The organism is Halobiforma lacisalsi AJ5 (assembly GCF_000226975.2).
Lineage (GTDB): Archaea > Halobacteriota > Halobacteria > Halobacteriales > Natrialbaceae > Natronobacterium > Natronobacterium lacisalsi.
On sequence record NZ_CP019285.1, the window covers coordinates 3,517,245 to 3,541,857 of the forward strand.

The 24,613-nt window shown below is 57.4% G+C and carries 31 protein-coding genes, 1 tRNA gene and 2 pseudogenes; 13 read left to right on the forward strand and 21 right to left on the reverse strand.

Annotated elements, in window-relative coordinates:
* Positions 1-68 precede the first annotated feature (68 nt).
* The gene (locus CHINAEXTREME_RS16975; RefSeq protein WP_007140894.1) at positions 69-455 is read left to right on the forward strand and encodes a hypothetical protein; all 387 of its coding nucleotides are present in this window, start codon (positions 69-71) and stop codon (positions 453-455) included.
* A gap of 42 nt (positions 456-497) precedes the next feature.
* Here the strand turns inward: CHINAEXTREME_RS16975 and dcd are convergent, their stop codons facing one another.
* Together dcd and CHINAEXTREME_RS16985 are read right to left on the reverse strand one after the other, a co-directional pair.
* Positions 498-1,094 carry a dCTP deaminase gene (gene dcd, locus CHINAEXTREME_RS16980; protein ID WP_007140893.1) on the reverse strand — a complete coding sequence of 199 codons (597 nt, stop codon included), beginning with the start codon at positions 1,092-1,094 and terminating at the stop codon, positions 498-500.
* A 61-nt stretch (positions 1,095-1,155) separates the two neighbouring features.
* Positions 1,156-1,782, reverse strand: coding sequence for a DsbA family protein (locus tag CHINAEXTREME_RS16985; RefSeq protein WP_007140892.1), 627 nt, complete (start codon positions 1,780-1,782; stop codon positions 1,156-1,158).
* A gap of 102 nt (positions 1,783-1,884) precedes the next feature.
* On the opposite strand from CHINAEXTREME_RS16985, the gene pth2 reads away from it, so the two are divergent.
* The 3 genes from pth2 (at position 1,885) to truD (ending at position 4,024) form a co-directional block, all read left to right on the forward strand.
* Positions 1,885-2,223 carry a peptidyl-tRNA hydrolase Pth2 gene (gene pth2 / locus CHINAEXTREME_RS16990; protein ID WP_007140891.1) on the forward strand — a complete coding sequence of 113 codons (339 nt, stop codon included), beginning with the start codon at positions 1,885-1,887 and terminating at the stop codon, positions 2,221-2,223.
* Positions 2,224-2,264: 41 nt separating this feature from the next.
* Complete coding sequence (locus CHINAEXTREME_RS16995; RefSeq protein WP_007140890.1) at positions 2,265-2,522, forward strand: hypothetical protein; 258 nt, start codon at positions 2,265-2,267, stop codon at positions 2,520-2,522.
* Positions 2,523-2,677: 155 nt separating this feature from the next.
* Positions 2,678-4,024 carry a tRNA pseudouridine(13) synthase TruD gene (gene truD / locus CHINAEXTREME_RS17000; protein WP_007140889.1) on the forward strand — a complete coding sequence of 449 codons (1,347 nt, stop codon included), beginning with the start codon at positions 2,678-2,680 and terminating at the stop codon, positions 4,022-4,024.
* Positions 4,025-4,248: 224 nt separating this feature from the next.
* Here the strand turns inward: truD and CHINAEXTREME_RS17005 are convergent, their stop codons facing one another.
* The 5 genes and pseudogenes from CHINAEXTREME_RS17005 to CHINAEXTREME_RS17025 all read right to left on the reverse strand — a co-directional run bounded on the left by CHINAEXTREME_RS17005 (position 4,249) and on the right by CHINAEXTREME_RS17025 (position 7,325).
* Positions 4,249-4,434, reverse strand: coding sequence for a hypothetical protein (locus CHINAEXTREME_RS17005; RefSeq protein ID WP_007140888.1), 186 nt, complete (start codon positions 4,432-4,434; stop codon positions 4,249-4,251).
* A gap of 180 nt (positions 4,435-4,614) precedes the next feature.
* A complete protein-coding gene (locus tag CHINAEXTREME_RS17010; RefSeq protein WP_007140887.1) occupies positions 4,615-5,256 on the reverse strand; it encodes a 30S ribosomal protein S3ae in 642 nt (213 codons plus the stop codon).
* A complete protein-coding gene (locus tag CHINAEXTREME_RS17015; RefSeq protein WP_007140886.1) occupies positions 5,249-5,542 on the reverse strand; it encodes a KEOPS complex subunit Pcc1 in 294 nt (97 codons plus the stop codon). The genes CHINAEXTREME_RS17010 and CHINAEXTREME_RS17015 overlap by 8 nt, the downstream gene beginning before the upstream one ends.
* Positions 5,539-6,784: pseudogene (locus tag CHINAEXTREME_RS17020) on the reverse strand (exonuclease). Before CHINAEXTREME_RS17020 ends, CHINAEXTREME_RS17015 begins: the two are co-directional and overlap by 4 nt.
* A 76-nt stretch (positions 6,785-6,860) precedes the next feature.
* Entirely contained in the window at positions 6,861-7,325 is a 465-nt protein-coding gene (locus tag CHINAEXTREME_RS17025; protein ID WP_010546847.1) for a 30S ribosomal protein S15, read from the reverse strand.
* Between the two features lie 306 nt (positions 7,326-7,631).
* Between CHINAEXTREME_RS17025 and CHINAEXTREME_RS17030 the strand changes: the two genes are divergently transcribed.
* Positions 7,632-7,703, forward strand: a tRNA-Ala gene (locus tag CHINAEXTREME_RS17030).
* 114 nt (positions 7,704-7,817) lie between these two features.
* Here CHINAEXTREME_RS17030 and CHINAEXTREME_RS17035 read toward each other — a convergent pair.
* Genes CHINAEXTREME_RS17035 through CHINAEXTREME_RS17055 form a run of 5 tightly spaced genes read right to left on the reverse strand, consistent with a single transcriptional unit; the run spans position 7,818 to position 10,111 of the window.
* Positions 7,818-8,825, reverse strand: a complete 1,008-nt coding sequence (locus tag CHINAEXTREME_RS17035; RefSeq protein ID WP_007140883.1) for a tyrosine-type recombinase/integrase — start codon at positions 8,823-8,825, stop codon at positions 7,818-7,820.
* Positions 8,822-9,073, reverse strand: coding sequence for a DUF7389 domain-containing protein (locus CHINAEXTREME_RS17040; RefSeq protein ID WP_007140882.1), 252 nt, complete (start codon positions 9,071-9,073; stop codon positions 8,822-8,824). The genes CHINAEXTREME_RS17035 and CHINAEXTREME_RS17040 overlap by 4 nt, the downstream gene beginning before the upstream one ends.
* On the reverse strand, positions 9,070-9,276 hold the full coding sequence (locus CHINAEXTREME_RS17045) for a hypothetical protein (protein WP_007140881.1): 207 nt from the start codon (positions 9,274-9,276) through the stop codon (positions 9,070-9,072). Before CHINAEXTREME_RS17045 ends, CHINAEXTREME_RS17040 begins: the two co-directional genes overlap by 4 nt.
* The gene (locus tag CHINAEXTREME_RS17050; RefSeq protein WP_007140880.1) at positions 9,273-9,743 is read right to left on the reverse strand and encodes a PadR family transcriptional regulator; all 471 of its coding nucleotides are present in this window, start codon (positions 9,741-9,743) and stop codon (positions 9,273-9,275) included. Before CHINAEXTREME_RS17050 ends, CHINAEXTREME_RS17045 begins: the two co-directional genes overlap by 4 nt.
* Positions 9,740-10,111 (reverse strand): hypothetical protein, encoded by a 372-nt coding sequence (locus tag CHINAEXTREME_RS17055; protein WP_238593307.1) that lies wholly within the window; start codon positions 10,109-10,111, stop codon positions 9,740-9,742. The genes CHINAEXTREME_RS17050 and CHINAEXTREME_RS17055 overlap by 4 nt, the downstream gene beginning before the upstream one ends.
* Before the next feature lie 1,196 nt (positions 10,112-11,307).
* Here CHINAEXTREME_RS17055 and CHINAEXTREME_RS21290 point away from each other — a divergent pair.
* Complete coding sequence (locus CHINAEXTREME_RS21290) at positions 11,308-12,324, forward strand: Shedu anti-phage system protein SduA domain-containing protein (protein WP_160165589.1); 1,017 nt, start codon at positions 11,308-11,310, stop codon at positions 12,322-12,324.
* A 73-nt stretch (positions 12,325-12,397) separates the two neighbouring features.
* Here CHINAEXTREME_RS21290 and CHINAEXTREME_RS17080 read toward each other — a convergent pair whose 3' ends face one another.
* Entirely contained in the window at positions 12,398-13,216 is an 819-nt protein-coding gene (locus CHINAEXTREME_RS17080) for a hypothetical protein (RefSeq protein WP_007140876.1), read from the reverse strand.
* A 282-nt stretch (positions 13,217-13,498) separates the two neighbouring features.
* Here CHINAEXTREME_RS17080 and CHINAEXTREME_RS17085 point away from each other — a divergent pair, with 282 nt between their 5' ends.
* The gene (locus CHINAEXTREME_RS17085; protein ID WP_238593308.1) at positions 13,499-14,644 is read left to right on the forward strand and encodes a DNA-methyltransferase; all 1,146 of its coding nucleotides are present in this window, start codon (positions 13,499-13,501) and stop codon (positions 14,642-14,644) included.
* A 56-nt stretch (positions 14,645-14,700) separates the two neighbouring features.
* On the opposite strand, the gene CHINAEXTREME_RS17090 is transcribed toward CHINAEXTREME_RS17085, so the two are convergent.
* Positions 14,701-15,924 carry an IS701-like element ISHala1 family transposase gene (locus tag CHINAEXTREME_RS17090; RefSeq protein ID WP_007140874.1) on the reverse strand — a complete coding sequence of 408 codons (1,224 nt, stop codon included), beginning with the start codon at positions 15,922-15,924 and terminating at the stop codon, positions 14,701-14,703.
* Between the two features lie 114 nt (positions 15,925-16,038).
* Here CHINAEXTREME_RS17090 and CHINAEXTREME_RS22030 point away from each other — a divergent pair, with 114 nt between their 5' ends.
* Positions 16,039-17,544, forward strand: coding sequence for a restriction endonuclease (locus CHINAEXTREME_RS22030; RefSeq protein WP_193790370.1), 1,506 nt, complete (start codon positions 16,039-16,041; stop codon positions 17,542-17,544).
* A 19-nt stretch (positions 17,545-17,563) separates the two neighbouring features.
* On the opposite strand, the gene CHINAEXTREME_RS17105 is transcribed toward CHINAEXTREME_RS22030, so the two are convergent.
* The 3 genes from CHINAEXTREME_RS17105 to CHINAEXTREME_RS17110 all read right to left on the reverse strand — a co-directional run bounded on the left by CHINAEXTREME_RS17105 (position 17,564) and on the right by CHINAEXTREME_RS17110 (position 20,686).
* On the reverse strand, positions 17,564-18,151 hold the full coding sequence (locus CHINAEXTREME_RS17105) for a tyrosine-type recombinase/integrase (protein ID WP_007140871.1): 588 nt from the start codon (positions 18,149-18,151) through the stop codon (positions 17,564-17,566).
* A gap of 398 nt (positions 18,152-18,549) precedes the next feature.
* Positions 18,550-19,389, reverse strand: coding sequence for an Ntn hydrolase family protein (locus CHINAEXTREME_RS21565; RefSeq protein ID WP_152423885.1), 840 nt, complete (start codon positions 19,387-19,389; stop codon positions 18,550-18,552).
* A 166-nt stretch (positions 19,390-19,555) separates the two neighbouring features.
* Positions 19,556-20,686 carry a hypothetical protein gene (locus tag CHINAEXTREME_RS17110; protein ID WP_007140870.1) on the reverse strand — a complete coding sequence of 377 codons (1,131 nt, stop codon included), beginning with the start codon at positions 20,684-20,686 and terminating at the stop codon, positions 19,556-19,558.
* Between the two features lie 143 nt (positions 20,687-20,829).
* On the opposite strand from CHINAEXTREME_RS17110, the pseudogene CHINAEXTREME_RS17115 reads away from it, so the two are divergent.
* Positions 20,830-21,237 (forward strand): annotated as a pseudogene (locus tag CHINAEXTREME_RS17115) (IS5/IS1182 family transposase); the annotation flags it as partial.
* A 77-nt stretch (positions 21,238-21,314) separates the two neighbouring features.
* On the opposite strand, the gene CHINAEXTREME_RS17120 reads toward CHINAEXTREME_RS17115, so the two are convergent.
* From CHINAEXTREME_RS17120 to CHINAEXTREME_RS17135, 4 genes are all read right to left on the reverse strand, one after another.
* On the reverse strand, positions 21,315-21,887 hold the full coding sequence (locus CHINAEXTREME_RS17120; RefSeq protein WP_007140868.1) for a hypothetical protein: 573 nt from the start codon (positions 21,885-21,887) through the stop codon (positions 21,315-21,317).
* A 486-nt stretch (positions 21,888-22,373) separates the two neighbouring features.
* Positions 22,374-22,769, reverse strand: a complete 396-nt coding sequence (locus CHINAEXTREME_RS17125; RefSeq protein ID WP_007140867.1) for a PIN domain-containing protein — start codon at positions 22,767-22,769, stop codon at positions 22,374-22,376.
* Positions 22,769-22,963 carry a DUF7557 family protein gene (locus tag CHINAEXTREME_RS17130; protein ID WP_007140866.1) on the reverse strand — a complete coding sequence of 65 codons (195 nt, stop codon included), beginning with the start codon at positions 22,961-22,963 and terminating at the stop codon, positions 22,769-22,771. The genes CHINAEXTREME_RS17125 and CHINAEXTREME_RS17130 overlap by 1 nt, the downstream gene beginning before the upstream one ends.
* A gap of 61 nt (positions 22,964-23,024) precedes the next feature.
* Positions 23,025-23,222: a hypothetical protein gene (locus tag CHINAEXTREME_RS17135; protein ID WP_007140865.1), complete on the reverse strand. Its 198-nt coding sequence runs from the start codon at positions 23,220-23,222 to the stop codon at positions 23,025-23,027.
* 123 nt (positions 23,223-23,345) lie between these two features.
* Here CHINAEXTREME_RS17135 and CHINAEXTREME_RS17140 point away from each other — a divergent pair, with 123 nt between their 5' ends.
* The 4 genes from CHINAEXTREME_RS17140 to CHINAEXTREME_RS17155 are packed head-to-tail and all read left to right on the forward strand — an operon-like array spanning position 23,346 to position 24,590.
* On the forward strand, positions 23,346-23,672 hold the full coding sequence (locus CHINAEXTREME_RS17140; protein ID WP_238593309.1) for a hypothetical protein: 327 nt from the start codon (positions 23,346-23,348) through the stop codon (positions 23,670-23,672).
* Positions 23,669-24,061: a hypothetical protein gene (locus CHINAEXTREME_RS17145; RefSeq protein ID WP_007140863.1), complete on the forward strand. Its 393-nt coding sequence runs from the start codon at positions 23,669-23,671 to the stop codon at positions 24,059-24,061. The genes CHINAEXTREME_RS17140 and CHINAEXTREME_RS17145 overlap by 4 nt, the downstream gene beginning before the upstream one ends.
* Positions 24,058-24,261 (forward strand): hypothetical protein, encoded by a 204-nt coding sequence (locus CHINAEXTREME_RS17150; RefSeq protein ID WP_007140862.1) that lies wholly within the window; start codon positions 24,058-24,060, stop codon positions 24,259-24,261. The genes CHINAEXTREME_RS17145 and CHINAEXTREME_RS17150 overlap by 4 nt, the downstream gene beginning before the upstream one ends.
* A complete protein-coding gene (locus CHINAEXTREME_RS17155) occupies positions 24,258-24,590 on the forward strand; it encodes a WDGH domain-containing protein (RefSeq protein ID WP_007140861.1) in 333 nt (110 codons plus the stop codon). The genes CHINAEXTREME_RS17150 and CHINAEXTREME_RS17155 overlap by 4 nt, the downstream gene beginning before the upstream one ends.
* Positions 24,591-24,613: the final 23 nt, after the last annotated feature.

Below are 24,613 nucleotides of genomic sequence, written 5' to 3' on the forward strand. Positions count from 1 at the left end.
CGGGCCGACGAACGCGGACCGAAAAGATCCACACTTATCGGGCCTCGGGATGACCGTCCAGACGATCGATGTCCGCCAAAGCCGCCGTACTCGCGCTCGTCTCCGGTCTCACCGCGTTCCTCGGCATCGGTATCGCCACGACCGTGATCACCGGCCCGATGGTCGAGTTCGAACTGCTGCTCGGTCTGCTCACCGGTACGTTCGCCGGCCTCGTCGCGACGGTCGCCGTCAGTATCGCCTTCACGCCGGACTCGCCGCCGGGCCGCCGCCGCGCCGCGGGCGCCGTGACGGGGTTCGGCGCGGGGTTCTTCGTCGGGGTCGTTGGCGGCGTCGTCGTCGCCCACCTCGGCACGATCCAGTCGATCGGTGCCGGGCTCGCGCTCGGAATCGTCGGTGCCTACGCCGTCTCGCGGTCGGGGTTCGGGACGGCCCCGGAAAGCGACGTCGTCGAGTAGTCCCCACCCCGACTCGAGCAACACGAAAAGAGCCGGACCGTTTCAATCCTCGAGCTGGTCGCCGCCGAACTCGTGGTCGCCCTGGATGCGGGAGGCCTGCGGGCCGTCCTGGTCCTGGTACTTCGACCCACGCTCGCTTCCGTAGGGTCGGTCGGCCTCGGTTTTGAGTTCCGTAAACGTCAGCTGGGAGATGCGCATCCCGGGCGTGAGCGCGACCGGCGCGGTCCCGAGGTTCGAGAGTTCGAGCGTGATCTGGCCGCGGTAGCCGGGGTCACACAGCCCTGCCGTGGCGTGGACGACGACGGCGAGTCGGCCCAGGGAGGACCGGCCCTCGACGTGGGCGATCAGGTCCGGCGGGATCTCGACGCGTTCGTGGGTCGTCCCGAGCACGAAGTCGCCCGGGTGGAGGATGAAGTCGTCGCCGTCGTCGACGACCGTCTCGTTGACGTACTCGTCGACCTCCTGCTCGGAGTCGGGGTGGATACAGGAGATGTTCGTTCGCTGGAACTCGAGGAACTCCCGGCCAAGGCGCAGGTCGATGCTGGCCGGCTGGATCTGCAGTTCGGGATCGTCGAGCGGTTCGACGACCAGGTCGCCCTCCTCGAGTCGATCGAGGATGTCCGCGTCTGAGAGGATCATACCCGTCGAGTCGAACGGCGCGGGTGTAAACGGTTCGATCCGGTACGGCCCTCGTTCGAGTTTACTCGAGGGCCGCGTCGATCGGCGCGGACACCCGCTCGAACGACAGTGCCTGGAGTTCGACCTGCTCGCCGTCGACGAAGATCGCGGGTGTCCCCCGGACGCCGTTCTCCCGTCCGTAGGACTTGTCGGCCTCGAGCGTCGACCGGTGCGTGACGTCCTCGGCGGCCTCGCGGACGGCCGCCGCGTCGAGTCCCTGCTCCTCGGCGACCCCCTCGATCGTGTCGTAGGAGTAGGACATCTGGCGTTCGAAGATCGCGCTCGAGAACGACCAGAACGCCTCGTCGCCCTCGCTCTCGTAGGCTTCGCGGGCCGCGCTGGCGACCGCCCACGACCAGGTGTCGTCGACCGGGATGGGGAAGTCCCGCTGCTCGAACCGGATCCGACCCGGTTCGATGTACGTCTCCACCAGCTGCGGGTAGATCTCTAGTTTGAACGTCCGACAGTGCGGGCACGCGAAGTCGTCGTAGACCGTCACCGTCACGTCCGCGTCGGGGTCGCCGGCGACCGGCGGTTCGGGAACCGTATCGTCATCGTCGCCATCGCCGTCGCTTCCCAGACAGCCCGCAGTCACACCAGCAGCGAGGGCGGTGGTCGTCGCGAGGAACGATCGCCGCGTGTTGTCCATATCTACCCTATCGATGCGTTCGTCAAAGGGGTGTCGACTCCCGACCCGCTCCGCGTCACAGGGATCGTCGCTGCTTTACCGTTCGCCCTCGAGAGCACGGGTATGAAACAGGCCATCGTCGCCCGGACGGACGTCGGGATGGGCCAGGGAAAGCTCGCCGCACAGGTCGCCCACGCGTCGCTGTCGGCCTACGAGAAGGCCGACAGGCGGGCCCAGGACCGCTGGAAACAGGGGGGACAGAAGAAAGTCGTCCTGAAAGGGGAAAGCGAACGCCAACTGCACGAACTCTCCGAGATCGCCGACAGCAAGGGGATTCCGAACGCACTGATCCGCGACGCGGGGCACACGCAACTCGAGCCCGGGACCGTCACCGCGCTGGCGGTCGGTCCCGCAGAGGAGGACCTGGTCGATCGCGTGACCGGCGATCTGTCGTTGTTCTAGCCGGCAGCAGCTACTTGGGCGGCGGCGTCGACTCGAGGACGATGGCAGTTCTCTCGACCGAAGACGAGGGCAAGTTCCTGATGGACGTCAGGGGCGAACAGATCGGGATCATTACAGAAGTCGACCCCGACAGACAGGTCGCGTACGTCGACCTCGATCCTGGCCTGGCTGAAGCCTGGATGGAGAGTCTGGGCCGCGGCGAGGCCGGAGCCGACGACGCCGAAGTACCGAGCGAGAACGTCGAGACGATCACGGACTCGGAGGTTCGGGTGGACGCGGACCTCGGCTCCGGAGCGTAGCACGAGTCGGCACGAGTCGACTCGAGTCGCCTCGAGTGCGGTTCGCCTCGAGCGGCCTGTCCGAGAACGTCGGCTGTGATGGCCGGAGCGACCGGGTTCCGGAGCTACGAGAACGAACCGATTTATCCCCCGCGGCCGAAGCGCCGGTAACGACCATGCGTCCGGCACACCCTACGGAGCAAGCCGTCGGCCTCGAGTACTACGTCAGCGACACCGACGGCGTCGGCGGCCGCCTTCGCGAGGACGACGACCAGTTCCGGGTCTGGGAACTCGAGCGGTTCTCGACCGAACCCGTCGACGCGGACGTCGACGCCTACCCTCACCTCGTCTTCCGGGCGACGCTGCGGGGCTGGGACACCAACGACTTCGCGGCGCGGCTCTCCGACGCCCTGGGAACCTCCCGCGAACGTGTCGACTGGGCCGGCACGAAGGACAAGTACGCCGTGACCACCCAGCTCTTTTCCGTCTACGGCGCAGACCCGGACGACCTCCCCGAGATCGACGGCGTCGAGATCGAGGTACTCGGCCGGGCGGGACGGGGCCTCGAGTTCGGCGACCTCGCAGGTAACGCCTTCGAGGTCGTCGTCAGCGACCCCGCCGAACCCGACAACGCCGACGAGATCACCGACGAGTTACACGCGTTCGGCGGCCGTGACGACGAGCCCCGTGAGATCGGCGTCCCCAACTTCTTCGGCCAGCAGCGGTTCGGCAGTCGCCGCCCGATCACTCACGAGGTCGGCCTCGAGGTCGTCCGCGGCGACTGGGAGGGTGCGGTGATGGCGTACCTCGGCCGGCCGACCGAGGCCGAACCCGAGGGAACCCAGGAGGCCCGGACGTTCCTCGAGGAGACCCGCGACTGGGCGGAAGCCCTCGATCGCTTCCCGAACCGCCTGCGATACGAGCGGTCGATGCTCCACGAACTCGCCGAGTGCGACGGCGAACCCGGACCCGACGAGTTCCGGGCCGCCCTCGAGCGGGTCCCGTCGAACCTCCAGCGGCTGTTCGTCCACGCCGCCCAGTCGTACGCGTTCAACCTGATGCTGAGCCGACGGCTCGAGCGCGGTCTCCCGTTCGACCGCCCCGTCGCCGGCGACGTGGTCTGTTTCGCCGACACCGGCGGCGACGTCCCCGAGGAGATCCTCCTGCCTGACACCGACAGGCTCCAGCGCGTCGACGAGCGCCGCGTCGACTCTGTGACCCGCCACTGCGAGCGCGGCCGCGCGTTCGTCACCGCGCCGCTGGTCGGCACCGAGACCGAACTCGCCGACGGCGAGCAGGGCGAGATCGAACGAGCGGTGCTCGAAGACCTCGACCTCGCGCCCGGCGACTTCGACCTCCCAGGCGAGTTCTACTCGAGCGGCACCCGGCGTACGATCCTCCTTCGGACCGCCCTCGAGGTCGACCGGGACCCGCTCGCGCTGTCGTTCGCGCTTCCGAAGGGGTCGTACGCGACGGTCGTGGCGCGGGAGTTCCTCAAGGTCGATCCGATCGATCTCGGCTGAGTCTCGACCGCACCGACCGCGCTCGAACGGTCCACTGGGAGTGGTCCTCCGATAGTCGTTGTGCTCGAGTGTCGGCTCGCCGTAGCCAATGTGGAAGCGGCTGGCCGGCGGTCTCCGTCGAGGGTCGGTCGAGGATCAAAACAGGTCTCCGACTGCGTGCCTTCCGACGGTCGTGACGGAGTCGGAACGACACCGCCACCGTGCCGATCAACCGTCGGGAGCGATCACTGCCACGTCCCGAGTTCGACGGCGTAGTCGGATTCGATCCATCGCGTGTTCGGATGGCGTGGGCTATAGAGGAGATACAGGTCAGATACGACCACGTCCAGTTCGTCGCCGGGAATCCCTTCGGGTTCGGCCTCGTCCCAGCTCTCGTTCCACCCATCCGCTCCCGGATCTGCGTCACTCATACTGCTCTCACTCTCTATCGGTATTTCGTCATCGATCCGGATGCCCCGTGTTCCTAACAGTGTCAGTCTGGCCCCGCTTTCCGTATCCTCGGTCGTCGGACTCCTCTACGCGTACGTACTCGGGTAAGAACCGATAGCCGTCAATAAATGGTGAAAACGGTCGAATTACGTGGAAGCGGGTTAGTCGCCCGTCGCGACGTCTTCGTCGTCGACGTCGACGGAAGTCGCCTCTTCCTCGGCGACTTCCTCGGGGTGGGCCTCGAGAGTAGCCTTCTGGATCTCGACGCGGCGAAGCGGGTAGATCGTCTTGGCCTCGCCGTAGATCGCCGAGGAGAGTCGACCCTCGACGACGCTGTCGATCAGTTCCTCGAAGGTACGCTCGGCGGCGGCCTCCCGGACCATCGCCACCATCTCCTCGCGGATGGCCTTCTCCTGGCTCGCGTCGGCCTTCTTGGTCGTGAAGGCGACGGGCTGGATCTGGACGCGGTAGTCGTCCGTCGTGAGGACGGTGACATAGGCCTCGATCTTGGAGGCGCCGCGTCGGACCAGCGAGCGGAGGTAGTCACGGGTCAGCGAGTGCTGCTTGAACTCCGTGTACGCCGTGTCGCTGCCGACGTCGTTGATCTTGAAGGTGAGCTTCGTGTTGTTCTCGCTTGCGGCACCCTTCAGGTCGCCGAGCGTCGTTTCGATAGTTCGGTCGTAGAGCTTTTCCGGTTCGTCAGCGGGGGTTTCACCGAGTTCTTCCCGGTCGAACTGCTCCGGGGCGAGGACGGTGTACCACCGCTTTTCCTGTTTCGCGCGTGAAACTGAGCGTTCACTCATTGTTGTTGGTATGGTCTTGGTCGGACGCAGGTCCCGCGTCCGTCGGTTGTCGGTGCTTTACGTTTCCGTCGGTCGCGTCCGCCGTAACGTCGATCGCTACGTCCAGGTTGATCACGTAATCGTCGACAGTCGAGTGGAGTCCGCTCGTGGTCTCCCGTTCGATGTGGGTGACGAGGGTTCCATCGTCTTCTACGGTCGTCTCCATCTCCGCGGTGTTGTCGGGCTCGAGCGCCCGTGCGAGGAGGTCCGGGTCGTCGTGGTCCGTCCGGATCGTCGCTCGTCTCATAGTACCTCCCTCGCCGCCGCGATGACGGTCGATTCCTCGAGGCCGTCGTACCGCAGGTAGCCCCGCCGAGTGCCGACGTCGTACTCGACGGCGTCCTCGGCCGCGCTCTCGCCGCGGAGTTCGCGGGCGAGTCGCTCGAGCGTCGAACCGAGCGGTCCCTCCCCGCGGGTCACGAGCGCCGCCTCGCCGGAGCCGTCCGACTCCGCGATGGCGAGGACGGTTGGCTCCGGCGACCGGTAGTCGGCGGCGAGACGGGCGACGGCCTCGACGGGGCCGTCGCCCTGGCCGATCCCGACGACGAACAGCCCGTCGTACCGTCCCGTCGACGCCCCCTCGAGCGCCTCGTGGGCCCGACGTCCGTACTCCCGCCAGGCGGACAGGGCCGGCTCCCGGGCGTCGTGGCCCAGCGCGAGCGCGACGCCGGTCCCCGGATCGCTCCGGCCGTCGCCTCGAGGACGTCGGCGTAGCCGCCGACGGTGGCGAACGGCGCGTCGCCTGGGTCGCGTAGGGCTTGAGCCCGCGCCGGACCGCGTCGGCCGCGGTCTCGGTCGCCCCCTCGTCCCCGACGGCGTCGAGGGCGACGACGGAGGCGATCGTCCGGTGATCGTCCGACTCGAGGGCTGGTTCGGTTCCGTCGGCTTCGACCGCGACGCCGGCGTCGGCCAGCGCCCCGCGGACCGCGTCCGGGTCGCCGGACCACGGTCCGCGCAGGCGGGTCGAGTGGGCGATCCCGTCGGCCGGGTCGGCGGTCGGCACCGCGACGCCGGGCCGGCGGTCGACGAGGTCCCGTTTCCGGGCCGCCTCGAGGACCCACTCGCTTTCGCCCGCGCCGGGTTCGACGCCGGCCGCGACGAGGCCCGCGAGGGCCAGTACCGGATCCGGCGTCGCGCCGAGTTCGCGGACGCGGTCGACGGCCGCGAGGGTTGCGGGTCGGTCGGGCTCGTCGAGTCGTGTCGCGTCCCCGTCGACGGCGCCGACGACCATCGTCAGGTCGTCACTGTCGTCGTCGACGGCGTCTCGAGCGTCGGCCTCGTCCGTCCGCGTCGCCCGCTTCGTCCGCTCCGAGACCGTCCTCCCGACCGTCACCTGAAACGGCGTCCCGCGGTCGGCAAGCGCCCGCGCGACGATGCCACTCGCGGCCAGCGCGTCGCCGTCGGCTCGCGGCACGAGCCGGACGAAGGCGGCGCTCTCGAGACCGGGTGCGGCGTTCGTCGCGTCGGTGGAACGACCCTCGGTTGCCATTCTGTTGTCGGCTCGATTACGTGTCGTTGGGTTCGCGTGCGGTCGTCGACGTCACAGCGTCACGACTCGTCACGACTCACTCGAGCAGTTCCTTGGCCTGCTCGTAGGAGTACGTGAAGTCCGGCTCGAGCTCGTCGCCGCGGTAGTAGTCGACGAGACGGCGGACCTTCGACTCCGTGTTCTGCAGGGCGCGCTTGTTCTGGTAGTCCTGGGGGTTCTGCTGGACGTGCTCGCGCAGGCGCACGGCACGCTTCATCAGGTTCCGGAGGTCCTCGGGGAACTCGGGTTCGGCGTCGTGTTCCTCGAGAATCTCGGTGATCTTCTTCCCGGTCGCCAGCTTGACGTCCGGGATGGGCGTGCCCGTGACGCCTTCGTCACGCAGCTTGATCCCGATCTGGCTGGGATCGTGGCCCTGCTCCGCTAGTTCGACGACCCGTTCTTCGATCTGCTCGGGGTCGACGTCGCTCCACTCCGGGGGTTCGTCTGCCGCCGGCTTGTCCGAACCGGACGAGCCGCGACGGCGGGTATGCATTCGTGCCATTGTTCGAGGATAGGAACCGCACTGACCGCACGAGAGCGCGCCAGTCGTTGGAATCGACCGACGACTGGCGGTGCACTTCCGCAATCCCAAGCCACCCAAGAGCGACGGGTGACGAGTCGGATTTGCGGCCGTGCGCTTCCCACCGGACGTATCGTGAGCACCGACTAAAGGGTTGCGTAACCGTTCCGCGTCGGGACCGGAACGAAACCCACTCCGGCGCGACTGCCGTGACAGTTATTCCCGCACGGTGTCGGGTGAATTCGTGGGGTTTATACTCGAGTGCGTGAAAGTGGGAGTTGCGAACGCGGGCTCGTAGATCAGAGGTAGATCACTCCCTTGGCATGGGAGAGGCCCCGGGTTCAAATCCCGGCGAGTCCACTCGTAATTTTCCGTTTCAGGCCTTCTACCCTTAGAATTCCGTTCCCTAAGGGTATTCTGACGGCTATCGATACCACGGTGCTGACAGCTGCGTTCTCGAGAGTCATGTTCCTGTTATAGGTCTTCGATGAAGTCGCGTCGCTGTTCCATCTTCTCACGGTCTGTACGTCGGTCGTAGTGGCGATCGAGGACTTCCGAGGAAACGTCGCACCGATCGCTGACGATCTCCTCGGGGATGTCCTCGCGGAGTTGGTGCGTGATGGCTCCGCGTCGGATCGTGTGTGGCGATAGGCTGCTCGGACAGTCGTAGTAGTGCCCGTACTCTGTCGCCTCGCAGTCCGCGGGCTCGCGCCCGTGCGGGCAGTCTTCGATCATGCAGGGTTGGGTGAGCCGGTACACTTCGGAGCGGATCTGTCCGGAACTCAGCCGGCCGCGGTCGCTCGTCACCAGCGGTTCGCGGCCGTGTTCGTCGACGACGTCGTGGCGATGGAACCGAATGTACTCGTCCACGACGTCGCAGTAGTAGTCATCAAGCGCGATCGCGCGCTCGGCCGGTTCCTGGTTCTTGAGCGGCGTTCCAGTCTCCGGACGGTGGCGAAGCCAGAAACATCCCTCATCGGGTTCGTAGTCCTCGAGGTCGATCGCCCGGAGACTCCCGAGGCGGATCCCCGTGTGCCAGAGGATCGCTACGATGACGTGGTCCCGGCTCGCGCGCTTGTACCGCTCGAGGTAGCCGATGATCTTGTGCGCGCGCTCGGCGTCGAGCAGTTCGTCGCGAGCCTCCTCGCCGCGGTCGACGTCAGGGAGCTTCACGCGCTCGCGCATCCCGGGTTCCACGGCGTCGATCGACGCGCAGAACTCGAGGAACACGCGCAGCGTCGCGAGTTGCCCGCGAAGCGTGACGACGTTCACGTCCTGCTGTCGCCAGACGCGGTACCGGTGGAGGTCCCGCCCGGTGAGGTCGTTGAGGTTGTCGATCCCGACCTCGTTGCACCACTCGACGAAGGCGTTGAGCCGGTACTTGTGGTTCTGGAGCGTCTTCTCGCTGATCTCGAGTTCACGGTGCGAGACGTAGAGGTCGACCGCCTCGCGTGGCGAAATCGGCTCGAGATCGTCGCTCATGCTTCCACCTCTCCGAGTTCAGACTGATCGTCGGCAAGTCGACGACGCCCGCGAGAGTTCTCCGGCTGGATGTTTCGGATCTCGTCAGCCCAGTCCTCGAGCTGGCGACGAACGCGCTCGAGTTTGGCGTCGAGTTCGTCGACGGACTCGGCGCTCACCTCGGCGCGGATCTTGTCACGATCGTCGGTCGACGTCCCTCGAGTGAGTTCGGTCGTGATCGAAATCGCATCGTCGTCGTCGTCGCTCATGCTCGGACCCTCCGAGTTGCGTAGTTCCGAAGCGGTTGGAAGACGCCGCCGTGGCGGATTTCCTCGCCATCGTCGTAGGTGATGTGTCCGCCGGCGTGACACCCAGTACAGCGGTAGCAGGTCGCCTCGGTCGGCCCCCAGGTAGCCCGGCGGGCGGTTCCGCCACAGGTCGCACAGGTGACGGTCTCAGGATCCGGGCTCATCGGCCACCTCCGTCGGCGTCGGCGACCTCGAGGCCGCAGGCCTCTGCCCGTCGTTGTACGCTTTCCTCGAGCAGCGTCTCGCCCTCGGGTGTCAGCGTGTAGCTGTTCGTCCGGCCGTCGAGTTCACCGCTCTCGAGCAGGCCGTCGTCGATCAGACTGTCGAGGTTCTGGTACAGCCGACCGTGGAGAACGTCGTCGTGGTACTGCTCGAGTTCCTCTTTGATCGCGAGTCCGTAGCACTCTTCGCCGGCTGCCTTGAGGCGGGCAATCTCTTCGAGGATGTCGCGCTGGAAGCCGGTGAGGTCGCCCCACGCGACTCCGCCGTCGGCGACGATCTCGGGCTCGGCTTCGTACTGGGCCTCGAGTTCGTCAGCGCAGTCTTGACAGACGTAGCCGTCGGGGGTGATGATCTCCTTCAGGCCACTACACTGTGGCGTGTCGCAGGAATAGAGCGGATGTCCCCTCATCGGCTCACCCCCTGCTCGTCCCGGGTAACCGCGTGGTCGTCGATCGCGGTGTTGATCGCAGTTGGCGAGCGGAAGCCCTCCCCGTGGATGGCGTCGAGCGTACTGATAACCTCGGTGAGAACTGCGTTCTGGTAGCGGAGTTCGGTCGCGATCTGCTCGAGCGCGTCGGCTTGTCGTGCTTCGGGTGAGCCTCTGTTCGGGCCACCGTCTGCTCGAACGGTCGCACACGAGCGACAGGCTGGTTCGTTGCGGCGGACGTCGTACCCGTCGGGTTTCGCGCCGCAGGCGCAGCGAGCGTCAGATCTTTTGGCCGGCGATGCCTCTTGCCGTGCGTGGGGTGCGGTCCCCACATTGGTTCCGGAATTCATCTTGGTCCTCACGGAGCCACCTTCTGGGCGGCGTTCCAGCGCCGCCCGGTCTCACATACCAACAAGAGTCATCTTCAGCCGGGTTGGTAGCTCCGCACTCCCATGTGTATCCTCTCGGAACATGAATGTTACGACGACTCGCTAAAATGCTATAGGTGTGTGAACGCTATTTTACGTATATTTAGACACCTTCGAAGCGTCTACGAGAGTATGCGCTATTCAGGGGACTGGATGTCCCTCGTGGACGATCGAATATTGGAATACATCCACGAGAATGATTCTGGGTCACCGAAAGAAATGAAGGATGAAGGACGAATTCGTTACTCTCGGCAACATATCGCCCGTAGGTGTAGGAAACTTAATGAGAAAGGCCTTCTAACCCATCTCGGTAACGGTGTTTATGTCATCACTGACGAAGGAGAAGCGTATCTTGAAGGCAAACTTGACACGGAGACCTGGACTCGAGTTAGCGAGAATGGGGATGAAGGGAACCCGTCACCAGGTAGTGTTCAAAATTCGACCTAATTTCCCCGTATGAAACAGCGCCACTCCGCGTCTTGGATGGAGCAACTTGACGATCGGATACTCGAGCACCTAGATGAAGAGCCTTGGTCGTCGGTATCAGTAATGGCTTCTCGGTCGTGCTTTAGAGCGTCAAAAGCCCGAATCCGGGAACGCTGTCAAATGCTTGCTCGTGCGGGACTAATCGCACCAGTTCACCACGACATGTATGAAATTACGACGTGGGGGATACGCTATCTCGAGGGGGAGATCGACGCAGATCACCAGCCGCGCCCAGTTGCTTAAGAACGCGCAATTGAGTTCAGTATTCTATTCCGGAAGTTTATATCAGAAGCCGCAACCAAGCCCAGTGGAATGAGGTATATCCACTACCCAGACGATTGGGAACCGCAGGATTGCATCCTCGTTGCTGACGCACTCGTTCGATATGCCCGCTGGGACTGTGAGGGCGATCGCCAAGAGCGAGCGATACAGCTCGCTCACGAAGTAGCAGCGAGTGAAGGGCTGACGCTCGAGGAAGCCGTCCATCAGGTCAATATATAATCTCTAATATTGTTCTAAACGGGAATCTACATTACGAAAATAATAAATGGGCTACATTCGAGAGTCTATCATAGGTAGTAATGAAAATAGAACAAGAATTTGAGGGGGAGACCTTCGAGGTCGACGTTCGAATGGAGGACAAAGAGAATCTCCGACATGTCGCTCATTATCCAATCAAGAGCGGACCAAGGACATATAAATCAGTTAATGTTTTTGAGATTAAGGCTTCTTCTTCTGGTAAAAAAATAGTGAGTTTTTGGAAGGCGGAAAAGGATAGATACGAACTAAATGTTGTGGAAGAACGGAAATTTGAATGTCAACCGGATGAATTAGAGAAACTTGTTGCTCTTATTGATAATATCGAAGAGGTAACAGACCTTGACAGAGGCGACTACATATTTTTGAAAAAAGATTCCCCCTCAGCAGAAGCTGCTACTGCAGCGATTAATAGTATTCAGTCAGCAGATTCGGCGGAAGCAGAAAGATTAGCAGCCTTATTGATCGAAAGTGTTGGTAAGGTAGAAAAAGACATTCATGATTTTGAGGAATTCTCAGATAATGTTTCAGATGATATATTTAAAGTGGAGAATTTAGTAGGGTATGCTCGTACCGAAAGAGCAGTTAATAAATTCAAAGGTCTGATACAAGAGAATGCAGTCGAAGATGAATATCAAGATTTCTTGGAAGAACATCCCTGGCTCTTTGGAAATCGGTATATCGAGCCGACCGAAAATAGAGAGTTTACAAGAGACGAAGAAGTAGACTTCTGTCTAGAAACCATAGATGGATATTATGACATATTTGAAATAAAACGCCCTGGACATGAGGTTATGAACTACGATAGTAGTCATGATACATACTACCCTTCACATAGATTGTCAAAAGCAGTTGCTCAAACAGAAAATTATATTAAAGAGATTGAGGCTAATCACGGCGATATCTTACGGCGAGATGGCTTAGATCTTCTGAAACCGCGTGGAACGATTGTGATTGGTTCTGATCTTGGTTCTGATGAGAAAGAAGGACTACGTGTGTTCAACAGCTATTTGAACAGAGTTCGTGTTAGAACATATACTGATATTGCGTCTATGGGGGAAAGGCTACTAGAGATGTATGATGAAAATTCTGATCTCCAAGATCAAAGCTAGGAAGATAACCAGTAGAATAGATATATTGAACTTTCTTGTGAGAGCCAATATTGGGTCTGGTTAATTTATAATATTAAAGATAGGGCCTGACGCGCGAGCGAATAGTCTGTGCGCGATTTCGTGCCGCTACGTCTTCTCCCCAATCGTTTTCATTCCAAGAGATCGTGAGCCTTCCAGACTCTTTTACAGTAACAGTGTTTTCATCGCCCTTTTTCGTGTTTAGTTGCTTGACTTCCAAGGCTTCTACAGCGGAATCGATAATTGAATTCCCGCTTAAATCTCCTTCTCCTTGGCCCGTACTGAAGGTGAGTCCTTCACAAATTTCTGCAAGATATTCCATGTCACCGTCAAGACTAGAACCACTTAGGTCTCCATTATCACTGGGGTGATTGAAACTTATTTTGCTAACGGCATCAGATCTTTTATATATTTGTTCTATGGTGCCCTGGTCAAATGATTTACGCGTGAAGTAGTCATTATCTACGTTGAGATCAGAGACTTCTGCAATAAAAGCAGGAATCCATGCCTCTGCCATGTCTTGTCTGGTTTGGAAGACAAATTCCCCAGTGTCAAAGTAAACAACAAACGAAGATTCTAGAACAGTCTCATTTTCTTCTACTTCTTCATTGTTCTCATTCCTGATTCTGAAACTTTCATCAGTGTCAGTCACATATGTGAAATAGCAGAAATTGTGCGAATCTCTTTCAGATTCATAGTATATATCTCTACCTTTTTCTAGGTATTCTAACTCCTCACCACTCACCGGGTCTTCACCGATCTTCCGTGTGATGAACTTGTCATCATCTATATTTTCAGCCAGCTCCTCTGGCGTGGGGAGCTCATTTTGCGCCAAATCAAACTCCGCCAGCCGGAAAGTGGTTCTCACCGTCATGTATTGGATATTGTCTTTTCTAATTATAAGTTCTTTTTGGCAATCTGTATGTTAGTAAGTAACAATAAATACAAATTTTGTTTAGTACTCCGTCTCCTCGTGTAGTTGATCAGTAGCCGGTCAAAGCCACCCATGGAAAGATTACGTGGTGAACCACAATCAGCTTCTCGAGCCGATAATCTCCAAGTAGATAGATATCATCAGACTCTACTTCCAGTCTGGAAACTCAATTCTTAAGTGGGTCCTTTGGCTCAACGTATGTAACGCAGATTCACCATATCCATGTCTAAAGAACCAGCCGTCACGGACTTACTGGACGATTCTGACCCGTTTTACACAACTGGAGACGGAGCAGCATATCTTGGCGACAGCCGAGAGTTGCTTGATGAACTCCCAGAGGAAAGTATCAATCTGATTGTTACATCTCCCCCGTTTGCACTCCAAAAAAAGAAGGAATACGGAAATAAGGATCAAGACGAATACAACGAGTGGTTTCTGGAGTTTGCGGAGGCTGCGTACGATGTTCTAACTGAAGACGGATCCTTCGTGGTTGATATTGGTGGTGGATGGGAAAAAGGAAAACCCGTTCGTTCACTCTATCATTTTGAACTTCTCACTCAACTCGCCGGTGAAGATGGACCGTTCCACCTCGCTCAGGATTTTTACTGGTACAACCCTGCCAAGCTACCAACGCCTGCCCAGTGGGTGACGATCGAGCGTATTCGAGTCAAAGATGCTGTCAATCATGTTTGGGTACTCTCGAAAAGCGAGCGCCCAAAGGCAGACAACCGTCGCGTATTGAAAGAGTATAGTGAATCGCAGAAGACCCTAATGGAAGAAGGATACAAGGACAAAAAGCGTCCGAGCGGTCACGACATCAGCGACACGTTTGACGACCCTGAGGATGCAGATGGTGCCATCCGTCCTAACCTCTGGAACAGTGCCGATAGCCCAGACTACGCCCCTGACTTCATTGAACTATTACAAAACGCGAATATCCCTCCGAAACTACTTGAGGCCGCTGAAAAACATGATGTCCTCGACGAGTTGGCAGAAACAGTTCTCTCGCAGCACGTTTCAGATAATGTCCTAGAACTCGCGAACACGGCATCGAATACGCATTATCTCGAGGCTTGCCGAACGGCAGATGTTGAACCACATCCAGCACGTTTCCCGCGTGATCTTCCGGAGTTCTTCATCAAGTTTCTGTCTGAACCCGGTGATACTGTCCTCGATATCTTTGCTGGGTCTAATATAACGGGCCGTGTAGCACAGGATCTAGAACGGGAATGGCTGGCCTTTGAACTACAGAAAAAGTACCTTCAGACGTCTCAATTCCGGTTTATGGATATCAAGGAAATTGAGCGAATGCAGGATGAAGATCAAAGCGGGATGGAAGATTTCGCCGATATTGAGCCGACGGACTAACTGAACCCGTTGTCCGCTGTTTTCGATTCTACCACTATCGATCTAACTCCGTATACTCAGCTTTGCACGTTAGCGTCAGCGGTTGAGTGAACGAAGAGGTGGTCGATCTCGGTCATCAAGTCATCGATACCGCGATCATCGTTGTCTCGAACCCACGAGAGAAGGTTGTAGACGGCTTCCTTCAGGGAGTGTTCGAGGTTCGCTCGAAGCGATGACGCCTTCGAGCGAACAGTCCCCAAGGCGCTCGACTCAGGATCAAGACGAACGAGACTGTAGGCAGCCATCAGAAGGTGCCAGTGACGACTGGCACCTTCGTCGGTCTGCATCTCGCAGTCTCCAAAGCCGAGATCCTGCTTCGAGTCCTCGAAGAACGTCTCGATGCGCCAGCGCATCCCGTAAGAGCGGATCACGTGCTCGGTCGGTGCGTCGATTTTGTTCGTAGCGAGGTACTTGACCGGATTCTCTTCGTCTTCATCGGTCTCTTTCTCGGCGATAACCAGCTTCACGTCTCCCAGCTGGGAGACGGGAAGCTTCTTCGTCCAGATGTGGTAGGTATCGTCCTCGATGTTGCGCTCTGCGGTGTCGATGCGCTCTGCCAGCGCATCGACGCTTAGCTCTTCTCCGCCGTAGGTCACCTGTCGATTGCTCCGGAGCGGGCCGATCCAGTCCTTGCCGTAGGATTCGATGTGTTCAACGAGACCAGAATCGTGAGCGAACCACGAGTCGAAGAGGTAGGTGTCCGCAGGCACACCTACCTCTTCTTCGAGTTCGGTGACGATCTCGCGGGCGAGATCGTACTTGGTGTCGTGGTCTTGGTCATCTTCGTCCTGTTTTTCGTAGAGGCGGAAAGTGAGTGGGTAGGCGGTTTTATCGTCGGCGTAGAAGGCGTAGATGAGGTCTTGGCCCCAGACAGTGTCACCTTCAGCGTGATCGTAGAAGTGGCCGACGCCGGGGACTTCGTCCCCGGCTTTCTCGGTGATCGTGTCGTCGAGGATGATGTAACCACCCTGTGACCAGCGCGTTTCACCGTGTTTTTGGAGTTCTTCGAGGCGTTCGTGGTTGAATTGCTGTTCGTCCCAGTCGTACTCGGTGAAGAACTTGTTGAGGGCGCGTTTGCCCTTGGCTGGAAGGACTTCGCGTGCGATGCCTGCCACGGTCTTGTTGCTGGCCGCAACAAGACCGGTGGCGTAGGTTTTCGCGTGATGGCGCTGGGCTGGAGACAGCGACTCGAACTCGTCGAACACACGCGTACACGACAAGAACTCCGTAATCGGCATCATCCGTCCTTGCCACCGCCTACGTCATGCACCTACTTCAACGTGCAAAGCTGAGTCCGTATAGAAAAGAAATGCTAGAAGTATATATCTTAGAACTATCATTACTTGTATCACCTAATGGCTCGAGAGGATACGGATCTACCCTTTGGTGATGCCTTTTCTCCAAAACAACTTGATACGAAAGATGAACGTGGCCCTCTCTCGGTTGTTCTCGAGATGGTTGAGGAATATGAGGGAAGACCGGAAGAGTTCGATACTGCCATCCAAGAACGGTTTTTTCCCGAAGACGATGGTACTCGAGCGAAAAACGTCCGTCTCGGTCTTGAGCCAAGTGGCTACCAAATAGTTGGTTCTGGCTTTGAATTCACCAGTCTTGGGAGGCAACTCTATGAACTCCGAAATCAACCGGATGAACTACATGACCGCTTTGCTCAACACATTCTTCGGAACCTGCACGGACTCAAGGGGATCGAAATCGTTGACGATCTTCGAGCGCAAGGCAAGAGTACCACAAATAGTAACGTCAAGCAGGAATTCCGTGACCAGTACGGCTTCCACATCGATGAAACCTCGAATCACTGGTCTCAAATGCGTGCATGGCTCTCAGAGGCCGGTGTTGTAAACACTGGGACACATCACTACGATATTGATCGGTCCCGGATCCAGGAACTCATCGGTGTCGATTCGAACGAGGTCATCGCTTTGGACGACTTAACAGATGAGCAGCAATCTTTCCTCCGCGCCTTAGCCCTCATCAATCCAGATGGACCGATTAAGAACAGTGTAGTCCGAAAAATAGCTGAAAACGCATACGGTGTAGATATCGACCAAAGCGGAATTGGCCGGAAAACCTTAGATCCACTCGAAGAAGCAGGATACATCGAGTGGACACATGTTTCTGGGAAACCGAATCTTGTAGAACCGACGGATGAATTCGATGCAGAGATCCTCAAGCCGATACTGGATGATCTAGCGGAGCGAACTGGTGTCCCTCGATCAGTTCTTCGAAAGTCCTACAAAGAACTACTTGAGGAGATGGATGAAGGGAATAGTCATGAAAGGGGGGTCGCCCTGGAGACTCTTGCCGTAAAGATCGGCCGAACGTTAGGAATGGAGTTTGTCGGATGGCGCGTTCGCGGTCGGAATACCGGGGGATCAGAGGTTGATGTAGTGTTTGATGATATTGGGCCCCTTTTCAATCGAGTACAAATCCAGTGCAAAAATACGAAGAAGCAAATCAGATCAAAACACGTCGCTCGAGAAGTGGGTATTTCTCGAATGCTACAGACAAACTCTATTTTAATGATTGCTCGAGGCGGAGTAAGTTCGGAAGCAAAGCGGTTCTCTAACCGAGTTATGCAAAAGGAGAATATTTCTATTGTCTTTTTGACTGGCGAAGATATCAAAAAGTTAGATACAGATACGGATCATCTACTTTACTCTCTAGAAGGTGAATCAAGGCGGGTTCACAGCCTAAAGCAAATGGACAAAAAAAGCGGTGTGGAAGAAGAAGAAGAGCAAAGTCAGTTTACGAAAGAACAGCAGGCACTCGAAAAGTTTGAGGACGAATTAGAAGTAACTGAAACTCACGAAGATATGGATCTCACTACATTTACTGAATAACTACTTCTCATAGAGAGTTCTATAACCATTCGACCTTGCTTCTTTCCCGCTGCTGGGCTTCTGGACTGTAGCTTCCTCGATAGTGCTCGAGGAACGTCTCGAGATCGTTCCAGCCACCCCAGTCACACACCAAGAGCGGATCGACGTCGGCTGATGCGAGCGCGGTCGCCCAGGTTCGACGGAGGTCATGGAACCCAAGGTGGGACCATCCAGCGTCGCCGGTCTCATCGTAGAGCTGGTCAGCGGCCGAGCGAAGCCAGCGCCGAAGCGATCGCGTACTCGAGACCTCGACGAGCGACGAACTGGCTGATGCGTCGCGATAGTCGTCGATCGTCCGGATGGTCGTCGCGAGTTCTTGCGGGACGGGCGTCTCCCGGAACTGGTCACCCTTCCCGTGCCAGATACGGAGCATCGTTCCGGCGTCGGTATCGACGACGTCCTCGGGAGCGACGTCGAGCACTTCGTGGGACCGGAGCCCGCAACGCGCACCGAGTGCGAAGGCGATCCGCTGCTGGGTGTCGTCGGCAGCCTCGAGAAGTGCCGTCACTTCGTCCTGACTGAGCCACACTTTCATGTCGTCGCGCTTCTCGTGCTGTTGGAGATTCATGGTGTCCGTGATGCCTGCATGTCGGACAAAAATCGCCAGGAATCTAGTTTTTTCGGTGGTGCTCGAAGCCGCGATCGGGGTGAATCTGTCCGAGACTGTCCCAATTCTCGGACATGCCTATTTGAATAACTAGAGTGTTCTCTGTGAGAATACACCGTTTTCTGAACTGAGTAGGTCGGCGGAAGAGCCTAACCAGAATAGTCCAACCGGTACTGGCAACTATGCCTGCGATTCCTTGGTTCTGTTCCCTGCCAAAGTTCAGTGGATGAACTACACTTATTCTCCGAGTTCATCCAACAAATCATCGAGACTCCGGTCTTCCTCTTCCTTATCCGAAATCCTACTAAATCGGTCTGCTAATTCTTTATTCACGTTATGTTCGGTTGGATATTCTGGGTTCATTGGTCTGACCCCTGATCATCAAATATAGACTCCTGGTCAATAGTGTTTTGCCTTGTGTCAGACTTCTCTTCCCTAATTGTTGAAAGCATTTCTTTAAGATTCTGGAGTTCACTGCTATCAAGTTCCTCATATTCGCCTTCTCTAATCACAGCTATGTCCAAATTCCGTCCAACTCCTTGAGCTTCTTCAGCTCTCCGCTTGGCTTCATAGGTTGTAAGAAGTGCATTTGAAAGACTACAGTTGAGGTCATACTGAGATCTTGTGAAAGTCAACTGTGCTGATTGGCTACCACTACCGATTGTATGATAGCCAATTTGATCGTGCCGAGCCTTATCTGCACCCTGAATTGAGAATATATGTGGCCCGTCTTCGTCTATTCCGCATAGTAATAACGTCAGTTGTTGTTCTATTTCCTCTTTCTTATTATATATCGCCTCAAGCAACTGTGCTTCAATTTGCTCTGATAGATGTGTGTCATCTGATTTTAAATCCTGGAGGGATATATCAAGAGGACTTAGTATTTGGTTATTTATTGTCTCTCTTTCCATTTTCTGAAAAGCCTTTACAGTTTCATCAGCTACATCACGTACACTTTCCGGCGGGTCTTCCGCAAGTCCTGATTGTAATTTATATATTACATCATCTGCCAACGAAAGTGATCCTGAGGCAGCTATCATTGAAGTAACTCTCGAGGTGCAGAGTATTTCTTCTATTTTACTCTGTGTATGCTCGAATTCTACTCGATTCGTGTGTCCAGTAGTCACTAGTCGGTCAGCGGCAATGACTGCCTGTTCTGTGTCACCGCCTGTTGAAATTACTCCGATGCCAACAGTCATCAATGATAGAGTATTGAAGACACTTGGTTAATAGTTTTCATTTCAAACTTACCATCATTAGACAGCAGAAAGATCGCGGTTTGAAGTCTTCCATCTTTGCCGAGACCGCGACAGTTCTCGGACGCAACATATGCGATAAGGACAGATGTCAAGAGAAGAGTCCAAGTTACCGTTCGAAATGCCAACCGTTCTCGGAGTAGTACGGCGATCCATCCGACCATCGAGCGCCTCGCCACACCCGGTCGAATGCGCGCTTCATCGCTTCCCCTGTGGGTGCGTCAAGGTCCTTGATTGTGTACGGTTTCGCCTTGATATCGTTCTGCCGGAATTCCTTCGGGCCGGTCCGGTTGAAGCCCCCTCTCTTGGTGGCGAACGAATACCTCTTCACTGAGAGGACTGAAAGGCCCACCTCAAACGGTCCGTCCAGTCCCAGTTCGTTTAACCCATCTCGACCGTATTCGTAGGCGTCGCCGAGAAGTTTCTCGAAGGAGACCCCACCTATTGTCTTCTTTTCTTCGTTCCCGACAAACGCGTCAACCGCTTCGACCCACCCCTCAGAGTCTACGTAGATATAGGCGAGGTCAGGCTCGTGTATGTCCCCGCCAGGAGCGTACGTTACTCTTCCGTCCACCGTGTTCTCGTAGGAAAAACCACTGTACCTACCGGGGATCGACAGTGTGGGCAACTGATCGTGTCTGAACTCGGTGTTGCCAGTGACGGCTTCGTGAGGTATAAGATGTAGAACGGCAACTGGGCCTTCTTTAATCGGTCGCGGAATCTTATCAGATCTCCGCCGAATCAGTCCGAGCCGTTCATTGATGAGTCGAGCTGCCTTCTTCGAGGGATCCTCGTCGCGAGCGATTTGCAGGTATCGCTCGCGGAGATCTTGGTGGTTGTTATCTAATTCGGTCCGGAGTCGCTCGCCGTCCCAGATATCTATCTCCCAGCCGTACTCATCGACGAAACGCTGTGCTACGTCAGGGATCGGCTTCTGATTTCCTGAGATGATTTGGTTCGTGACATAGACGAATGTTCCGTAGTCACGGTCGTGGTCGGCCGCTTTCCCGAGGTCGTCCTCCAATTTCTGCGACCAGTCCTTGCGGCGGCTAACATGGACGATGATGTTCCCGCCGCCTGGGCCGTCAAGAAGGAGTCCGTCCTTCCCCCCATCTTTTCCACGGCCGCCCTGTGGGTCGAGGCCTCGATATTGGTCGGTTCTAGTGAGTAAGTCGATGGCAAGCTTCTCTAGAGGGCCGCCTTCGATCTCGGAGAGGCGATAGTCCGTGTGACTGCCCATAGCTTAGGTAGTCTATCCTGATAGTTAATCGAATCGATAATACCTTCGAAGAAGTCTTGATACACTCTCTGGGCCGTGTTTAGACACCGCTCAGTTGACGCCTTGACCGGGATTATGTAGAGTTGAGCGAGGAAGCGGCGAGTATGCCGTCTCAACTCGCCCGCTTCACCGACCGATGCGTCGATTTGTCCCAGAACGCTGTCATCGGCGAACCAGCACCAGCGATCAAGAAGGGTGATGGCGGCTATGCTGACTGGGTGATTATATCGATCCACTGCCTCCGAGAGTACCTGAACCAGCCATATCGCCGGTTGCTCGATATCCTGTACGAGATGCCCGGAATCGCCGCTAAACTCGGACTTTCTGTGGATCAACTGCCGGATTTCACCACCGTCTGCACGCGGAAACAGGATCTCAAAATGCGGGTCTGGCGGGTGTTGCTGCGGTTATCTGTCTCGCTACACGAACTCGGCGACGCTCAGGCGATCGACGCGACCGGCTTCAAACGCCATCAAGCCAGCCGCCACTACATCCTCCTTCTCGGACACAGCAAATCTCAGTCTTTTGCCCAAATAGTCTTAACGTGATGTCGTTTCCAATGTGGAATGCGTCTCGACTGGGTAGATAACTAACTCGACTCTGCCGATTCCTCCTTGGGTTCATCAAGCGGGAGATCGCGCCTATGCACTACCGCAAGTTTCGAATCGTCATTTTGAGTCGCTTGTATACGAGCGTGTATCTCGCGTGCTGTCTCGAGTTCGTCTGGCTCCTCGAAGTCGTCATGCTCCAGATCTGCTCGCCTCTCGCAGTGACGAATGTAGAACTCGAGGTGGTAGTCAGTGCCCTCAGTCGCCCAGACAGCGTCTTTCGATCCGCTTAGCTGCTCCTGCCACAGCTCTAAAATTTCCCCGAACTCTTCACGCTGCTCTTCTGGAGAGGGCAGTCCCCCACCGATATCGCCGACAACGTCTTCAAGGGTCTCTTCGATATCTTCACGGCTTAGCAGTGGAGAGTTATCCCAACTGTCTGGTGCTTTACTTTCTACCTCGAAGAGATAGGCCAGATCATCAAGTTCGTCACGTGTGACGGCGATCGGGTATCCCGGCCCATACGTGTGAAACGGAAACCGTTCTTCTTGCTGTGGTTGTACGTCTTCGATCGTGCTTCCAATTGTTGGAAGCAGGTCTCGAATCCAGCCCATAATATCAGCACGTATCTCGCACTGCTATCAATCTTCCGTAAATTCAATTGAATTAATAGTACTGCAGACCCCATACACGCACCCGCGATATACAACTCCGACAAGAAATTTGGCCGGCGGTTTGGATCAGTAGTACGAGTCTGGATTGTCCGGATCGTACCCCCCGTCCATGCCGTGCTGAGTGCGCGAGGCGTATTCGCTCTCCGTGTCGTCTACTCTACATTTTGTACTGCAGTAGTAGACGCGATCACCATGGGTCGCACGATGATCGTAGGAGGAGTAGTCGCCGGCGATTTTACCACAATTTGCGCATCGGGGTGTTTTGTCAGATGCCATTTTAGAGTTCTTAGTCGGTGGCATTCCTTGGCGAACGATACGGGAGACCCCACGTACCTGTTAGATAAAAAATCAACGGCCAGCCACAGGTTCTATGATTAACACTTTCTACCGAATAGGGATCCCGATCATGACGCTGTAGCCACGACCTCAGTCCGAGCGGAGGTTCGTGACGTCCATCTTGTCCTCGAGTACACCGGTCTGAAAATCCGAATCGGCTACGACGAGGTGATCTCCGGTCGAACGCGCTGTAGCCGCGATCATCAGATCACGAGCGGCCATTCGCTCTCCGTCGGCAAGCAATTCGTCCTGGAGCCGAGCAGCCTCGAGTGCGATCTGCTCGTTGAACTCCAGGGCGCGGACCCCGCCGAAACGTTCCCGTTCCGTCCGAACATCCGTCTCGCCACGGCCGAGGGTGCCTGCGAGAACTTCGTAAACGCAGATCGCGGAGGTCAGATACGGTTCATCCTGTGTTTCGACGTATGCGACCGTTTCATCGACACCCTCGAGCATGTCGATAATAACCGACGAGTCGAGAAACGTCATTACTCGAAGCTCTCTCGGGACCGATCGATAGCATCCCGGGCACGGTCGGCGGTATCCGAGTCCCACGACCCGACGGCGATCGGTTCCTCGTCGCTCGCCAGGCGATCCAACAGCTCGTCGAAACTCTCGTCCTCACGCTTGAGGCGATCGAGCTTCTCTTTCGTCTCGTCCGAGACCCGGATGGAGGTACTCATGTGTATGCATCGTGTATGCAGATGCTAAGAAGTTTCGCCGAAACGCTCGTCAGTGGACGTATTATGCCTCTGCCGGTGGGTAATCGCTCGGATCGATCACGGAGATCTCCCACGTCCCTGCCTCTGTCTGGGTTACCCGAACGGGCTGGTCTTTCACGTTCCCGTCTTCGTCGACCAATCCAAGCGCCCGAAGCTCGCTCTTCGGAAGCACGACGCCGCCCGACGTACGACCAACTTGTGTCAACTGGTGGATCGGCATGGCTACGTTCTTACCTGTCTCCGAATCCGTTTAAACATTGGTCTCACCAGTACGAGACTATGATATTCCGGATACGTATCATCTCGGAGACCGTCCTCGAGACGAGGTGCTCGCAACTCACGAATGAGCGATTCCAGCCCAATGAATTGGTCCCGAAATTGGAACGCACTCGCCCGGACGCCCGACGGGCTTTCCGCCCATGTCGTCGCGGTCGTCGACGGCGAAACCCAGGCGAGTGCGTGCGGCCTCGAGTCCAATGATTGGACCATTCTGGACCGTACAGACAGCCCTGTCCGAATTTGCGGGACCTGTGCGAACCATTTCGGTGGAACGGGTCCGCGTCCGGTCGCCCTCGAGGAGTCGGTGACGCTCCCGGTCGACGGCGTCGACGTCAGTCCGATCGGGACGTCGGCGACGCTGACCGACGCCTATTCGGGTGGGAAAGCGTGAGCCGCGACGAAGACTCGCTCTTCGCCGGCGTCGACGACGTCCAGGACGAACCTGACTCGAGCAGTTGCGCGCCCGACGATCGCGGTGGCCTCGAGGGAACCGACTACGTCGACCCGCGGAAATGGGCTCGCCATCTCGAGTACGACGAGGTGCATTCGTTCACCCTCGGGTTCGCACCAACGTTCCTGGCAATCGTCTTCGGCGAGCCGACCTTCCTCTACCTGGCGACGCTGATCGTCGCCGGCGCGATCTTTCCGTGGCTGCTCCGGAAGCGCCTCCGGTACTGTCCTCGGGAACCCCACTACTGCGTTGGCGGTGCCGTCCTCGGCGTCGTCGCGGCGGTCCCGATCGGGCTCGTCCTCGATCTCCTGGGGGTGCTACCCGCATGACGGACACCGACCGTCGGCTTGGGCTCTCCGACATCGCCGTCGGCCTGCTCGCTGCTGCCAGTACTACGGCGTTCGCGATCGGTCGGCAACGAGCCGAGACCCAGCCTCGAGAACTCCAGGTGGACCCGGCTGAGGACGATTATGACGACTCGGACGAAGTTGTCCTCGAAAAAGACGAGTCGGGAGTCTATCGCCCATGAGCAAGGACAAAACCCTCGAGGAGGTCTACACTGATCGCAACCTACTCGCTCTGACGGCAGCAGAAATGGCAGTCCGACTCCAGCGCTCTCTGAGCCCGCCGGAATCGAGATACTTCGACGGCGGCTGGTATCGCTCGGAGGCGGACAACACCGACACTGGCGAGTGGGCGGTCGTCTACCTCGAGACGCCAGAGGGACAGGCAAGCTGGCACGTCCCGATCGACCTCGCCCGGCAGTCACATCTGACTGAGCTTCAATCCCGCTGGGACGGTCACACCCGACGTGAGAAGAACGACCGCCTCCGGCGTTTCACCGGTCTCGATTACTGACGCTATTCGGCCCTTCAGGTCTT